Annotated in this window: 10 protein-coding genes and 2 riboswitches; of the genes, 6 read left to right on the plus strand and 4 right to left on the minus strand. The window is 70.7% G+C overall.

The genetic code is table 11. The features are described from left to right. Positions 1-47 precede the first annotated feature (47 nt). A complete protein-coding gene (locus J2Y42_RS17440; RefSeq protein WP_309861099.1) occupies positions 48-1,838 on the minus strand; it encodes an ABC transporter family substrate-binding protein in 1,791 nt (596 codons plus the stop codon). A gap of 230 nt (positions 1,839-2,068) precedes the next feature. Between J2Y42_RS17440 and J2Y42_RS17445 the strand changes: the two genes are divergently transcribed. Continuing rightward, positions 2,069-2,863: a type II CAAX endopeptidase family protein gene (locus J2Y42_RS17445; RefSeq protein WP_309861102.1), complete on the plus strand. Its 795-nt coding sequence runs from the start codon at positions 2,069-2,071 to the stop codon at positions 2,861-2,863. Positions 2,864-2,938: 75 nt separating this feature from the next. Here the strand turns inward: J2Y42_RS17445 and gcvP are convergent, their stop codons facing one another. Genes gcvP through gcvT form a run of 3 tightly spaced genes read right to left on the minus strand, consistent with a single transcriptional unit; the run spans position 2,939 to position 7,435 of the window. Then, entirely contained in the window at positions 2,939-5,854 is a 2,916-nt protein-coding gene (gene gcvP / locus J2Y42_RS17450; protein ID WP_309861104.1) for an aminomethyl-transferring glycine dehydrogenase, read from the minus strand. 16 nt (positions 5,855-5,870) lie between these two features. Beyond that, positions 5,871-6,245 carry a glycine cleavage system protein GcvH gene (gene gcvH, locus J2Y42_RS17455; protein WP_018191498.1) on the minus strand — a complete coding sequence of 125 codons (375 nt, stop codon included), beginning with the start codon at positions 6,243-6,245 and terminating at the stop codon, positions 5,871-5,873. Between the two features lie 2 nt (positions 6,246-6,247). Next, the gene (gene gcvT, locus J2Y42_RS17460) at positions 6,248-7,435 is read right to left on the minus strand and encodes a glycine cleavage system aminomethyltransferase GcvT (protein ID WP_309861107.1); all 1,188 of its coding nucleotides are present in this window, start codon (positions 7,433-7,435) and stop codon (positions 6,248-6,250) included. Positions 7,436-7,499: 64 nt separating this feature from the next. Next, a riboswitch (glycine riboswitch) is annotated at positions 7,500-7,608 on the minus strand. Then, a riboswitch (glycine riboswitch) is annotated at positions 7,609-7,699 on the minus strand. Positions 7,700-7,947: 248 nt separating this feature from the next. Between gcvT and J2Y42_RS17465 the strand changes: the two genes are divergently transcribed. The 5 genes from J2Y42_RS17465 to J2Y42_RS17485 are packed head-to-tail and all read left to right on the plus strand — an operon-like array spanning position 7,948 to position 13,579. Next, positions 7,948-8,676, plus strand: a complete 729-nt coding sequence (locus tag J2Y42_RS17465) for an NrtR DNA-binding winged helix domain-containing protein (protein ID WP_309861112.1) — start codon at positions 7,948-7,950, stop codon at positions 8,674-8,676. Beyond that, positions 8,673-9,968 (plus strand): quinolinate synthase NadA, encoded by a 1,296-nt coding sequence (gene nadA / locus J2Y42_RS17470; protein WP_309861115.1) that lies wholly within the window; start codon positions 8,673-8,675, stop codon positions 9,966-9,968. The genes J2Y42_RS17465 and nadA overlap by 4 nt, the downstream gene beginning before the upstream one ends. Before the next feature lies 1 nt (position 9,969). Then, the gene (nadB, locus tag J2Y42_RS17475; RefSeq protein ID WP_309861117.1) at positions 9,970-11,592 is read left to right on the plus strand and encodes an L-aspartate oxidase; all 1,623 of its coding nucleotides are present in this window, start codon (positions 9,970-9,972) and stop codon (positions 11,590-11,592) included. Further along, on the plus strand, positions 11,586-12,440 hold the full coding sequence (gene nadC / locus J2Y42_RS17480; RefSeq protein ID WP_309861119.1) for a carboxylating nicotinate-nucleotide diphosphorylase: 855 nt from the start codon (positions 11,586-11,588) through the stop codon (positions 12,438-12,440). The genes nadB and nadC overlap by 7 nt, the downstream gene beginning before the upstream one ends. Next, positions 12,437-13,579 (plus strand): cysteine desulfurase family protein, encoded by a 1,143-nt coding sequence (locus J2Y42_RS17485; RefSeq protein WP_309861122.1) that lies wholly within the window; start codon positions 12,437-12,439, stop codon positions 13,577-13,579. The genes nadC and J2Y42_RS17485 overlap by 4 nt, the downstream gene beginning before the upstream one ends. Positions 13,580-13,715 lie beyond the last annotated feature (136 nt).

The following is a 13,715-nucleotide window of genomic DNA, read 5'->3' on the forward strand; positions in this document are numbered from 1 at the left end:
AGTAAGAGTGCCCGGGGTTCACCCGGGCACTCTCACTTACGGAGCTGTTACTTCTTGGAGGACGACTTGACCGACCACTCCCAGAAGTTCCAGAACGGGCCGGACTGCCCGCCGTTGTACTTGACGCCGTCAACCCGCGCGGTGGTCGCGAAGACACCCGGGAGCTGGAACAGCGGCAGACCGTAGCCGTCGGTGAAGGTCTGCTTGTCGATCTGGTACTCGATCTTCGTCAGCTCATCCTTGTCCAGGGTGGTCTGCGACTTGAGGGCCAGGTCGTTGGTGCCGGTGTAGCGGTTGTAGTTTCCGCCACCCTGCGAGGCGAACACCTGCGGCAGCTGCGTGGTGCCTGCACCCGGGCTGATCCAGCCGAAGAGCGAGGCGTCGTAGTCGCCACCCGGGAGCAGCTTGCTCCAGTCGGGCGAGCCGGCGTCGACGACCTTGATGCCGGCCTTGGCGGCCGAGGCCGAGATCGACTGGAACTCGTCGACACGGTTCGGGTTGTTCGTGTTGTAGAGGATGCGCACGGTCGGGGTGGCACCGGCGAGCAGCTGCTTGGCGCCCTCGATGTCGACCTTGTCGTACTTGTCAGAGCCGTTCTGCTTGACGCTGCCCTCGTACTGCTCCTGGTTCGGCAGGAAGATCTGCGAGTTCAGGACCTTGGCCTTCGAGTCGACCGGGGTGACGATCGAGTCGAGGATCTGCTGACGCGGGATCGTCTTGAGGAACGCCTCGCGGACCTTCTCGTCCTTGAACACGGGCGAGCCGAAGTTCAGGTCGAGGTGGTCGTACGACGCCTGCGCACCGGTGAGGATCTTCGCGCTGGTCTGCTTGAGCGCGGTGATCGTGTCGGCGGACGCCTGCGGGTTGATGATGTCGACCTCACCGTTCTGGAGAGCGGTGACCTGGGCGTTCGCGTCGGGGATGATGCGGAACACGATCTTGTCCACGTTCGGCTTCAGACCGCCGGCGTAGTACTTGTTCGGGGTCATCGTGAGCGACTGGCCGGGGGTCCACGACGAGACGACGAACGGGCCGGAGGAGACCAGCAGGTCCTTGTCGGTCGGGAACGCGGTCACGTCGTAGCCGGTGTTGACGAAGTCCGCCGCCTTCTTCAGCGTCGGGTCGGCCGGAGCCGGGTTCGCCGGGTCGCCCTTCGGCAGGCCCTTCAGCAGCTTCGTCAGGTCGGCGGCCGAGGAGAGGCCCGCCTTCTTGGCGACGATGTGCGCGGGCTGCGCGATCGGGTTGACGAGCTCCCAGTCCACGTACGGCGTGGCGTACTTGAGGGTGATCGTGCGGTTGTCGTTGCTGACCGTCGGGAAGTCGGTCGCGTCGATGCCGGCGGTCGAGCCCGCGATCTGGAAGTACTGGGTGCCGCTCGTGACGTTGCCCTCGTCGTCGAACTTCGCCGAGTCGTAGTGGCCGGAGGCGATGGCCCACGCGAGGATCATGTCATCGGCGGTGACGGGCTCGCCGTCAGACCACTTGTCGTCCTTGTTCAGCGTGTACTTGACCGTCAGCGGGTCGTCCGAGGTCTTCTCGAACGTGCCGAACTTGTCGTCGTGGACGATCTTGTAGTTGTTGTCGATGTACTGGAAACCGGTTCCGTAGGAGCCGTTGAGGTAACCGACCTGGCCGTTGGTGTCCAGGTTGCCCTGCGGCGTCTGCGAGTTGAACGAGGTGAAGTCGTTCACGACCGCCACCGTCACGGTGCCGCCCTTGGCAGCGGACGAGGTGCTGGTGCTCCCGGACGTGGTGCAGGCTGACAGCGCGAGTGCTGCGACGCCTGCGACGGCGACCGCGCTGACCGCGAACCTGCCCTTTCTTCCGTTGATGTGCAATGTTCCTCCTGTGCGAAGTGTGCGTCGGAACGGGCATGCGAGAAGCCTGGTCCGCGCGGGATAAGAATGACCCTAGGTATCGCTGCCAGCTATTGCAAAACAGCGCGGGAAAACGTTACAGAGTGGTAACTCAGTCGGTGGATTCGTGCACGATGCGCACAAAAACGGTGGATTTGATCGTGCAATGCAACGATTGAATGGTTTGGCGTCGGGGCTGGCAGGATGCCGGTATGGCTGACGCGCTGACCTGGGCCGGAGAGACCCCCGTGGAGCGCTCCGCGCGCCCGCGCCTGTGGTGGGAGGTCGCGATCGTCCTCGGGCTGTCGCTCGGCCAATCGGCGATCTACTCCATCGTCACGATCATCGACCGGGCCACCCAGAGTACGCCGCTTGCGGATCAGAAGGCGGAGGTGAACCCCGCCCAGTCGAGCCGGGAGGTCTTCGACTTCCTGTACCAGGTGCTGGGCAACCTGTTCCCGCTGTTCGCCGTCGCCCTGGTCGTATACCTGCTCTGGCAGCCGCAGCGCAGCGGCTTCCGGCGGATCGGCTTCGACCTCACGCGTCCCGCCCGCGACCTCGGCGGCGGGGCGCTGCTGTTCCTCGTGATCGGCATCCCCGGCATCCTCTTCTACGCCCTCAGCCGGCTGCTCGGGATCACCGTGACGGTGGAGGCATCGACACTCGACGCGCACTGGTGGACGGTGCCGGTGCTCATCCTCGCGGCGCTCCGTGCCGCGCTGCAGGAGGAGGTCATCATCGTCGGCTACCTCTTCACGCGCCTCCGCCAGCTGGGCTGGGGCACCTGGGCGATCATCCTCGGCGCCGCGGTGCTGCGCGGCAGCTACCACCTGTATCAGGGCTTCGGCCCGTTCGTCGGCAACGCGATCATGGGGATCGTCTTCGGCTGGTGCTACACGCGCTGGGGCCGCGTGATGCCGCTCGTCGTCGCCCATACGATCATCGACATCGTCTCGTTCGTCGGCTATCCCCTCGCCGTCGCCCTCTTCCCCCACATCTTCGCCTGACAAGCCAACAGCTCCTGAGTTTTTCGCGCGAAACGAGCAGGAATCGCGGAAAAACTCAGGAGCTGTTGGCGTGGGTCAGGCGAAGGCCTCGGGAGGCGGGCAGGCGCAGAAGAGGTTGCGGTCGCCGTAGGCCTGGTCGATGCGGCGCACCGGGGGCCAGTACTTCGCGCGGACGAGGGCGGGGACGGGGTAGACGGCCTGCTCGCGGGAGTAGGGGTGCGTCCACTCGGACGAGACCGCCGACTCCGCGGTGTGCGGAGCGTTCCGCAGCGGGTTGTCGTCCGACGGCCAGTCCCCCGCCGCAACGGCGTCGGCCTCCGCGCGGATCGCGATCATCGCGGCCACGAAGCGGTCGAGCTCGGCGAGGTCCTCGCTCTCGGTCGGCTCCACCATGAGGGTGCCGGCGACCGGGAACGACATCGTCGGCGCGTGGAAGCCGTAGTCGATGAGCCGCTTGGCGACGTCGTCGACGGTGACCCCGGTGCGCTCGGTCAGCGGACGCAGGTCGAGGATGCACTCGTGCGCGACGAGACCGTCCTCCCCCGCGTAGAGCACCGGGAAGTGCTCCCGCAGCCGCGCAGCGACGTAGTTGGCCGACAGCACGGCCGCTCCCGTCGCGTCCTTGAGCCCCTCCGCACCCATCATCCGGACGTACGCCCAGCTGATCGGCAGGATGCTCGGGCTGCCGTACGGGGCCGCCGAGACCGGCGCTCCGCCGTGCTCGACGCGGCCGCCCCCCGCGATCGGGTGCGTCGCGTCCTGCGCGAGCGGGTGGCCGGGCAGGAACGGCGCGAGGTGCGCCTTCGCCGCGACCGGGCCGACACCCGGTCCGCCGCCGCCGTGCGGGATGCAGAACGTCTTGTGCAGGTTGAGGTGGCTGACATCGCCCCCGAAATCGCCGAACCGGGCGTAGCCGAGCAGCGCGTTGAGGTTCGCGCCGTCCACGTACACCTGGCCGCCGGCGTCATGCACGGCCTGGGTGATCGCGACGACCTCGTGCTCGTACACGCCGTGCGTCGACGGGTAGGTGATCATCAGCGCGGCGAGGGTGTCGGCGTGCTCCGCGATCTTGGCGCGCAGGTCGTCGAGGTCGACGTTGCCCAACTCGTCCGTCGCCACGACGACGACGCTCATGCCGGCGAGCACCGCGGAGGCCGCGTTCGTGCCGTGGGCGGACTGCGGGATGATGCACACGGTGCGCTGCAGGTCGCCGCGCGACCGGTGGTAGCCGCGGATCGCGAGCAGACCGGCGAGCTCGCCCTGGCTGCCGGCGTTCGGCTGCAGCGAGACGGTGTCGTACCCCGTCACGTCGGCAAGCCACTCCTCCAACTGGTCGATGAGCTCCAGCGAACCGGCCACGTCGGCGGCCGGGGCGAAGGGATGCAGCGCGGCGAACTCGGGCCAGGTCACGGCCTCCATCTCGGTCGCCGCGTTGAGCTTCATGGTGCACGAGCCGAGCGGGATCATGCCGCGGTCGAGGGCGTAGTCGCGGTCCTGCAGCAGGCGCAGGTAGCGCATCATCGCGGTCTCGGAGTGGTGCGTGTTGAACACCGGGTGGCTGAGGTACTCGGACTCCCGCGCGAGCACCGGGTCGTACGACGCCTCGCCGGAGAGGGTGAGCGTCGGAGTGCCGTCGATGGTGCCGCCGAGCACCTCGATGAGGTCGCCGAGCGGGAAGGCGCCGTCGCGGAGGTCTTCCGCCGACTCCTCGTCGATGCTCAGCGAGACGAGCCCGGCGTCGGTCGCGTGAAGCAGGATGCCGCGGTCGTGCGCGCGGGCGACGACGGTGGCCGCGTCATCCACCTCCACCTGCAGCGTGTCGAAGAACGAGCGCGACACGACCTCGACACCGGATGCGCGGAGCGCCTGGGCGACGGCGGCCGTCGTCAGGTGCACCTGGCGACCGATCGCACGCAGTCCGGCGGGGCCGTGGTAGACGGCGTACATCGCCGCCATGACGGCGAGGAGCACCTGCGCGGTGCAGATGTTGGAGGTCGCCTTCTCTCGGCGGATGTGCTGCTCGCGGGTCTGCAGCGTGAGCCGGTACGCCGGCTTCCCGACCGCATCCTGCGACACTCCGACCAAACGGCCGGGGAGCTGCCGCTCGAGGCCCTTGCGGACCGCCATGTAGCCGGCGTGCGGGCCGCCGAAGCCCATCGGGACGCCGAAGCGCTGGCTGGTGCCGACCGCGACATCCGCTCCGAGCTCGCCGGGGGCGCGCAGCTGGGTGAGGGCGAGCAGGTCGGCGGCGGCGACGATGACAGCCCCCGCCTCCTTCGCCGTACGGATGACGGCGCTCGGGTCCCACACGCGCCCGGAGGCGCCCGGGTACTGCACGAACAGGCCGAAGGCGTCGCTCAGCTCCGGGGCATCCGCCGGGAGGCTCGCCAGGTCGAGCACGACCAGCTCGATGCCGACCGCCTCCGCCCGGTTGCGCAGCAGCGCCAGCGTCTGCGGGAAGGTGTCGACGTCGACGACGAAACGCGGCGACTTCGCCTTGGATGCGCGGCGCGCCAGCAGCATCCCCTCGACCACCGCGGTCCCCTCGTCGAGCATCGAGGCGTTCGCCGTGTCGAGCCCGGTGAGGTCGGAGACCATGGTCTGGAAGTTGATCAGCGCCTCCAGCCGGCCCTGTGAGATCTCCGGCTGGTACGGCGTGTACGCGGTGTACCAGCCCGGGTTCTCGAGCACGTTCCGCTTGATCACCGCGGGCGTGATGGTGCCGTAGTAGCCGAGGCCGATCATGCTGCGGTTGACGGTGTTGCGGGCGGCGAGCGCGCGCAGCTCGCGGAGGGCGGCGCGCTCGCTCAGCGGAGCCGGGAGCACGGACTCGCGCCCGGCGTCCACGCGGATGGAGTCGGGGACGGCCGCGAGGACGAGGTCCTCCACGGAGGCCCACTCGCGGGATGCGGCCGCGCCGATCGCGGACAGCATGGCGCTCTGCGCGTCGCCGTCGGTGCCGATGTGACGCGTCGGGAAGAGGTCGGTCATGTGAGGTGGGGGAACCTTACTCGCCGGTGAGGGCGGCGTACTCGTCGTAGCTCAGGAGGTTGTCGGGCAGCTCGGTGAAGCGGACCTTCACCAGCCAGCCCTCGCCGAACGGGTCGGAGTTGACGAGTTCGGGGGCGTCGACCACGGCGCTGTTGGCCTCGGCGACGGTGCCGTTCACCGGGGCGAACAGCTCGCCGACCGACTTGGTCGACTCGATCTCGCCGACCACGCGGCCGGCGGTGACGTCGCTGCCCTCCTCGGGCAGCTCAACGAACACGACGTCGCCGAGCTTCTCAGCGGCGTAGGCGGTGATGCCGACCGTCGCGACGTCGCCGTCGACCAGGAGCCACTCGTGCTCGGGCGTGTACTTCAGGTCTCGTTCTGCGGCCATGGCTAGCGCTTCTTTCTGCTGTAGAAGGGGAGGGCGGTGACGGTGAACGGCAGGCGGGTGCCTCGCACATCCACGTGGAGCACGGTGTTCTCGCGAGCGAAACGCGGCGCGACATAGGCCATCGCGACGGGCATGCCGAGCGTCGGGGAGAGCGCGCCGGAGGTGACGATGCCGACCTCGGCGTCGTCACCGGTCGTGTCGTCGTGCGCGAAGACCGGGTAGCCGGCGCGGGCGGCGCGCTTGCCCTCCCCGGTGAGGCCGACGAGCACGCGGGCCTCCGGGTCGGGCCCCTCCTCGCTGGCGGCGCGCCCGACGAAGTCGGTGTCCTTCGCGAGGTTGACGACCCGGCCGAGTCCCGCCTGCGCCGGCATGGTGTCGAGGCCGAGCTCGTGACCGTACAGCGGCATCCCTGCCTCGAGGCGCAGGGTGTCGCGGCTGGCGAGGCCGGCGGGGACGAGGCCTTCCTCGGCTCCGGCCTCGAGCAGGGCATCCCACAGGGCGCGCGCGTTGTCGGGCGCGAGGTAGAGCTCGAAGCCGTCCTCGCCGGTGTAGCCGGTGCGAGCGATGAGCACGGGATGCGTCTCGAACTCCGCCGGGAGCGACCAGTAGTACTTGAGGGCCGAGAGGCGCTCGCCGAAGTCGGAGCCGCCGAGCGCCCCGGCGTCGGCCGACAGGCCCGGCGTCGCGAGCAGGATGGAGAGGGCGGCCGGCCCCTGCACGGCGATCAGGGCAATGTCGTCGGACTCGTCGAAGACCTCGACGTCGAAGGGCGCGGTGCGGTCGCGCAGTTCGGCGGCCACCGCATCCCGGTTCGACGCGTTCGCGACGACCATGTAGCGGTCGTCGCCGGTGCGGTACACGACGAGGTCGTCGACGATCCCGCCGGAGCGCGACAGCAGGAGGCTGTACTTCGCCTGGTCCACGTTGAGGGCGGACAGCTTGCCGGCGAGCGCGTAGTCGAGCGCCTGACCGGCCTCCGGGCCGAGGAGCACGATCTCGCCCATGTGCGACAGGTCGAAGAGGCCGGCGGCGGTGCGCACGGCGTGGTGCTCGGCGAGGTCGGAGGAGTAGCGGACCGGCATCTGCCAGCCGGCGAAGTCGGTGAAGGAGGCGCCGGCCGCGGTGTGGGCGTCGTGGAGCGGGGAGGTGCGCTCTTCGTCTGTACCGTTGGGCGTGCTCTGCGAGGTCATGAGTTCTCCGATCGCCGGCCGTCGGCCGGGGGCTGCGGGGGCCGGCATCGCCGCTCCCGGGAAGAACTCCCCCTCTGTCATCCGGCCTGAGAGTTTCACCTCGCCTCCCGATGGGATGCGCGGCTTTCACCGTGGGCGAGGACGGCGGGCGCCATCCTGCTTTTCAGAGTGGCCAGTCCGATGCGGTACGCGTACCTGAGAGATTGTCGGGGAGGATTGCTCCTTCGGTGCCGCGCTCGCGCGCGACTCTCCCGCATCGACCTCGTTGGCCCGGTATTCGGTTGTCCGGCCAGCATATCCGCTCCCGCCGCCGCGCGCGCACGCGAAGATTTGCGCCAAATCTCGGTTATGGGCCCGTCATAACCGAGATTTGGCGCAAATCTCAGCGCGGGAGGCGGCGGAGGGGGCAGAGAACGGAGGCGCGAGGGCGGCGTTTGGTGTTCTGGTCGGGATGACACTAAGATGATCAGCACGTTAGAGTCATGTTGACCTTTAGGTGACGGGAGCGGGCCATGACGGCACGGCACGAACGCGCGAGTGCGATCCTCGCCGTGTCGACGGTCATCTTCGCCCTGCGCACCGACGACGAGACCGGCGGCGTGCCGCAGGTGTGGCTGCCGCTCGTGCGCCGCATCCGCGAACCGTTCGAGGGACGCTGGGCCCTGCCGGGCGGGCCGCTGCGGGTCGGCGAGGACCTCGCCTACGCGGCCGCCCGCACGCTCAACGACACCACCGGCCTGACGCCCAGCTACCTGGAGCAGCTGTACGCCTTCGGCGACGCCGACCGCTCCCCCGGCGCCGAGCGCGTCGTCTCCGTCGTCTACTGGGCGCTGGTCCGGAGCGAGGAGGCCGAGCGCGCCAGTGTCGGCGAGAACGTGCGCTGGTTCCCCGCCGACGACCTCCCCGAGCTCGCCTTCGACCACAACGTGATCGTCGAGTACGCCCTCTGGCGCCTCCGCACGAAGATGGAGTACTCCCGCATCGCCCACGCGTTCCTCGGCGAGCGCTTCACGCTGGCCCAGCTGCGCGGCGTGCACGAGGCCGTCCTCGGCCGAGCGCTCGACCCGGCGAACTTCCGCCGCACGATCGAGTCCTCCGGGGCCGTCGTCGCCACCGACGAGTACCTCACCGGCACGCCGCACCGTCCGCCGCGGCTGTACCGCTACAACGACCAGATCGACCTCGCCGACGCGGGGCCGCTCCCCCGCCAGCAGCACCCGTTCGAAGGAAGAAACGCATGACCATCGCTTCGGTCGACACCACCATCCGGCTCATCGCGTCGGGGCAGCTCGACGGCGACACCTGCACCCCCGACCTGGTGGAGGCGCCCTGGACGTTCGACAACGCCACCCCCTCCTACGGGCCCGGCGCTTCGCTCGGCGACCCCATCCCGGCGAACGCGCCTCGGCAGGGCGAGCTGCCCGAGGAGTACCGCACCGCCACGGCCCAGGAGCTCGGCGACCGCATCCGCGCCGCCAAGGAGACCCTCGGCGACCGCGTCGCGGTCATGGGCCACTTCTACCAGCGCGACGAGGTCGTCCAGTACGCCGACTTCGTGGGCGACTCCTTCCAGCTCGCCAACGCGGCCAAGGCCCGGCCGGAGGCGGAGGCGATCGTGTTCTGCGGCGTCCACTTCATGGCCGAGACGGCCGACATCGTGTCGCGTCCCGAGCAGAAGGTCATCCTCCCCAACCTCGCCGCCGGCTGCTCGATGGCCGACATGGCCGACCTCGACTCGGTCGAGGAGTGCTGGGAGCAGCTGGAGGAGCTGTACGGCACCGAGCCGGACGCCGACGGCCGCGTGCCGGTCATCCCGGTCACCTACATGAACTCGTCCGCCGCGCTGAAGGCCTTCTGCGGCGAGCACGGCGGCATCGTCTGCACCTCGTCGAACGCGGCGACCGTGCTGGAGTGGGCGTTCGAGCGCGGTCAGCGCGTTCTGTTCTTCCCCGACCAGCACCTGGGCCGCAACACGGCGAAGGCGATGGGCATCCCGGTCGAGCGGATGCCGCTGTGGAACCCGCGCAAGGCGTGGGGCGGGACGGACGCCGAGACGCTGCAGGACGCCCAGGTCATCCTGTGGCACGGCTTCTGCTCGGTGCACAAGCGCTTCACGGTCGGCCAGATCGAGCACGCGCGCGCCGAGTTCCCCGGCGTCCGCGTGATCGTGCACCCCGAGTGCCCGATGGATGTGGTGGATGCGGCCGACGAGTACGGCTCCACCGACTACATCGTCAAGGCGATCCAGGCGGCACCCGCGGGCTCCACCTTCGCGATCGGCACCGAGATCAACCTGGTGCAGCGGCTGGCGGCGCAGTTCCCGCAGCACACGATCTTCTGCCTGGACGCAGTGGTGTGCCCGTGCTCGACGATGTACCGCATCCACCCCGGGTATCTCGCCTGGGTGCTGGAGGGGCTCGTCCGCGGCGAGGTGCTCAACCAGGTCACGGTTCCCGCGTCCGTCGCGGAGCCCGCGCGGGTGGCGCTCGAGCGGATGCTGGCGGCGCGGCCCGACACCACGATGGCGGCCTGACATGAGCCGCGTGGTCGTGGTCGGGAGCGGGATCGCGGGGCTGACCGCGGCGCTGCGAGCGCACACGCTCGGCCACGACGTCACGGTCGTGACCAAGTCGTCGTCCGTCGCGTCCGGAAGCACTCCGTACGCCCAGGGCGGCATCGCGGCGGCGCTCTTCCCCGACGACTCGGTGGAGGCGCACGTCGCCGACACCCTCCGCGCGGGAGCCGGGCTCAACGTCCGCGAAGCGGTGGAGGCGCTCTGCTCCGACGGCCCCGACCGCGTCCGCGAGCTGATCGCCCGCGGTGCGGCGTTCGACCGCGACGGCGACACGCTCGCCCGCGGCCTCGAGGCCGCCCACTCCTCCGCCCGCGTGCTGCACGCCGGTGGGGATGCGACCGGAGCCGAGTTGGAGCGGGCGCTCGTCGCCGCGGTGACGGCGGCGCGCATCCCGGTGGTCGGGGGCGCGTTCCTCCGCGACGTCGTCGTCGAGGGCGGCCGGGCGGCCGGGGTGTCGCTGTGGGTCGACGGCGAGGCTCTCACCATCGACGCCGACGCGGTGGTGCTGGCCACCGGAGGCTGGGGCCAGCTGTACGCGCACACCACCAACCCGTCGGTCGCCACCGGCGACGGCGTGGCGGCGGCGTGGCGGGCCGGGGCGATGCTCGCCGATCTGGAGTTCACGCAGTTCCATCCGACCGCGCTGTACGCGGGCGATGGCGCGGAGGACGGCGCGACGCACGACGCGACGGACGACGCGGGAGCGGGCGCGTTCCTCGTCTCCGAGGCCGTGCGCGGCGAGGGCGCCGTGCTGCGCAATGCCCGCGGCGAGCGCTTCATGCTCGACGCCCATCCCGACGCCGAGCTCGCCCCCCGCGACGTCGTCGCCCGCGGCATCGCGGTCGAGATGGCCGCGCAGGGCGGTCGCCCGGTGATGCTGGACGCGACAGCGCTCGGCGCGGAGTTCCTCGCCCGGCGGTTCCCGACGATCGACGCCGCCTCGCGCGCCGCCGGTCACGACTGGGCCCGCCATCCGATCCCGGTCACCCCGGCGGCGCACTACGCGATGGGAGGCGTCGCCACCGACACGGAGGGTCGCACCAGCGTCCCCGGCCTGTTCGCCGTCGGCGAGGTCGCCTGCACCGGGGCGCACGGCGGCAACCGGCTCGCCTCCAACTCCCTGCTCGAAGGTCTCGTCTTCGCCCACCGGGCGGCCGGGGCGATCGACGCTCCGTGGGCCGAGCCTCCCGCGTGGACGCAACGCGCGGTGCGGGTGGAGGCGGACGCCCCTCGATCTGTCGCGGCCGGTGCACCGCATCCCGTTCTCCGCACCTTCGACCGCGACCGCCTGCGCGCGCTCATGTGGGAGGCCGCCGGCGTGCACCGCGACGGCGCACGCCTCGCCGCGGCCGCCGCCGAGCTCGCCGCCACGGCGATGCCCGACGCCGAGGCCGGAGCGACGTCCGGAGAGGATGCGAACCTCCTCACCCTCGCCCGTCTCGTCGTCGCCGCAGCGCTCTCCCGCGAAGAGTCGCGCGGGGCGCACTTCCGCTCCGACTTCCCGCTCACCGGCTCCGGCGAGTCCACCCACACCGTCCTGCTCCCCCAGCCGACCCGTCTCGAGGTTCCCGCAGCATGCTGACCCGCCAGCTCATCCACACCGCCGTCCTGGCCGCCCTCGTCGAGGACGCCCCGTGGGGCGACGTCACCAGCCAGCTGCTCATCCCCGAGACGGCTCGCGCGACCGCGCGCCTGGTGGCCCGCGAGCCGGGCACCTTCGCGGGCGGCGAGGTGTTCGCGGCCGCGATGACGCTCACCGATCCGGCGATCGCCGTGACCGTGCACGTCGCCGACGGCGCCACGTTCGCGGCCGGGGATGCGCTCGCGACGGTCGAGGGACCGGCCCGTTCGGTGCTCCAGGCCGAGCGCGTCGCCCTCAACTTCGTCCAGCGGATGAGCGGCATCGCCACGCTCACGGCCGCCTTCGTCGCCGAGGTCGCCGGCACCCCCGCCCGGATCGTCGACACCCGCAAGACCACTCCGGGCCTGCGCGCGTTCGAGCGGCACGCCGTCCGCGCGGGCGGCGGCCACAATCACCGCTACTCCCTCTCGGACGCGGTGATGGCGAAGGACAACCACCTCGCCGTCCTCACCGCGCAGACCGGACTGTCGGTGACGGATGCGCTGCTGCGGGTGCGCGAGCAGCTGTCGCACACCACGCACCTGGAGGTCGAGGTCGACCGCATCGACCAGATCGAGCCGGTGCTCGCGGCCGGGGTGGACACGATCATGCTCGACAACTTCACCCTCGACGAGCTGCGCGAAGGCGTCGCCCTGGTCGGCGGCCGGGCCATCGTCGAGGCCAGCGGCAACGTCAGCCTCGCGACCGTCCGCGCGATCGCGGAGACCGGCGTCGACGTGATCTCGTCGGGCGCGCTCACCCACAGCGTCCGGTCGCTCGACCTCGGACTGGACGTGGTGGTGGAGTGATCTACCTCGACGCGGCCGCCACCTCCCCGGTCCGCCGGGAGGTGCTGGAGGCGATGTGGCCGTACCTGACGGGCGACTTCGGCAACCCGTCGAGCCACCACGCCGTCGGCGAATCGGCCGCCCGCGGGCTCGCCGACGCGCGCTCCACCGTCGCCGACTGGCTGGGCTGCCGCGCGTCGGAGGTGACGTTCACCTCGGGCGGGACGGAAGCCGACAACCTGGCCGTGAAGGGCATCGCGCTGGCGAACCCGCGCGGACACCACATCGTGACGACGCCGATCGAGCACGAGGCCGTGCTGGAGTCGGTCGACTATCTGGTGCGGCTGCACGGGTTCGAGGTGACGTTCGTGCCGGTCGGGCCGGACGGCCTGGTCACGGTGGAGGCGTTCGCCGCCGCGGTGCGACCGGACACGACCCTGGCGAGCGTGATGCTCGCCAACAACGAGGTCGGCACGGTGCAGCCCGTCGCCGAGCTTGCCGCGATCGCGCATGAGAACGGCATCCCCTTTCATACGGATGCGGTACAGGCGGCCGGTTGGCTGCCGCTCGACGTGCGGACGCTGGGGGTGGATGCGCTCAGCGTCTCCGGCCACAAGCTCGGAGCGCCGAAGGGCGTCGGCGCGCTGTACGTGCGGGGGCGCATCCCGCTGGAGCCGATCATCCACGGCGGAGGTCAAGAGCGCGGCCGCCGCTCGGGGACCGAGAACGTCGCCGGCGCGGTGGCGCTGGCCACGGCTGCGCGGCTCAGCGCCGCAGGGCTCGAGGAGCGGGCGACGACGGTCGCTGCGGCGCGGGACGCGTTCGTCGCCGCGGTGCTCGCTGAGGCGCCGGGCGCATCCCTGACCGGGCATCCCACGTCGCGGCTTCCCGGGACGGCGTCGTTCGTGTTCCCCGCCATCAACGGGGAGGCGGTGCTGCTGGAGCTGGAGCGGCACGGTGTCGTGTCGTCCAGCGGCTCCGCGTGCGCGGCCGGCAGCGAAGACGCGTCGCACGTGCTGCTGGCGCTCGGGTATCCGGAGGACGTCGCCCGCACGGCGGTGCGGTTCTCGTGGGGGCCGGAGGTGACGGCGGGTGATCTCGCCGCGGTGGCTCCGGCCGTCGGCGAGGCCGTGCGGGCCGTCGCGGGGCTCGGCGCCTAGGGCTGTACGCGGGGGCGGGCGATAATCCTCCCGGTCGGGGTGGAAATCAAGCGTCTGTGTGGTGCTTCTGTGCCGGCCTACCGTGTCCATCGACCGATGACCACCCGCCGCGCGCGGGCGAACCGGAAGAGGCACG

Source organism: Leifsonia sp. 1010, assembly GCF_031455295.1.
In the GTDB taxonomy this organism is placed as follows: domain Bacteria; phylum Actinomycetota; class Actinomycetes; order Actinomycetales; family Microbacteriaceae; genus Leifsonia.